This is a genomic window from bacterium, assembly GCA_024224155.1.
Taxonomy (GTDB): domain Bacteria; phylum Acidobacteriota; class Thermoanaerobaculia; order Multivoradales; family JAHEKO01; genus CALZIK01.
This window is the reverse complement of the sequence record JAAENP010000212.1, coordinates 1-718: the sequence shown is the minus strand read 5'-3', so window position 1 is coordinate 718 and position 718 is coordinate 1. Positions and strand designations below refer to the sequence as shown.

The window sequence follows — 718 nt, the reverse complement described above, 5'->3', positions numbered from 1 at the left end:
GACCGAAGTGCCTTCGCGGACGAAGACCCCGGTCGCCGAAAGCGGCTGGATTTCGTCGCGGACGAAGCGGTAGACGGCGGCGGCCTGGTCGCGCTGTCCGCCGCCGGCCGAGCCGGCGAGCTCACGGGCCTTCTTCTTGGCATTGCCGTCGTTTTTCTGGTGGTCATAGTACGACGACTTCGTCAGGTCACAGACCCGGGGCCAGGAAACCAGCAGGTCGCTCTGCCGGCCGCTGAAGATGTACTCGGTCGGCAGGATCATGAACTGGTTCGAAAGGTCGCCAAAGGGAGGGCCGAAAGGCTCGTCGGGAACGCTCGGCATGTTGGTCATCCAGGCGCGGAGCATCCGCCCCTTCGGCAGCTTCTCGGTCTGCTGGTTGAAACGGTCCGGCAACACCTTCGCCCAGGGGCGGAACCCGATGTGCTCGGGGACGACGTAGGAAATCTCGGAGTGCAGCGTCGGGATGCGGGATTGGAAGTGCCAGGGCCGCAGCTCGAAGATCGACCGGTACCTGAGCTCGTACTCATAGTCGGGGATGGCGCCGACTTCGACGCCGGGGAAAACCGCCGCGGTGACGTAGAAGTCGTCGAGCCGCGAAACCTGGCGCTTGAAGATGTCTTCCTGGGACAGCTCGAGCACCTCACCGTCCGGCAAGATCGTCCTCCCCTTCAGGTACTTGAGCCGCTCGAACGCGTTGTGGGGAAGCGCGACTTCACCG

1 protein-coding gene is annotated in these 718 nt (G+C 64.2%); it reads right to left on the bottom strand.

Annotated elements, in window-relative coordinates; translation table 11 throughout:
* On the bottom strand, positions 1-718 hold a 718-nt coding region (locus GY769_11820; GenBank protein ID MCP4202609.1), incomplete at both ends, for a DUF3857 domain-containing protein.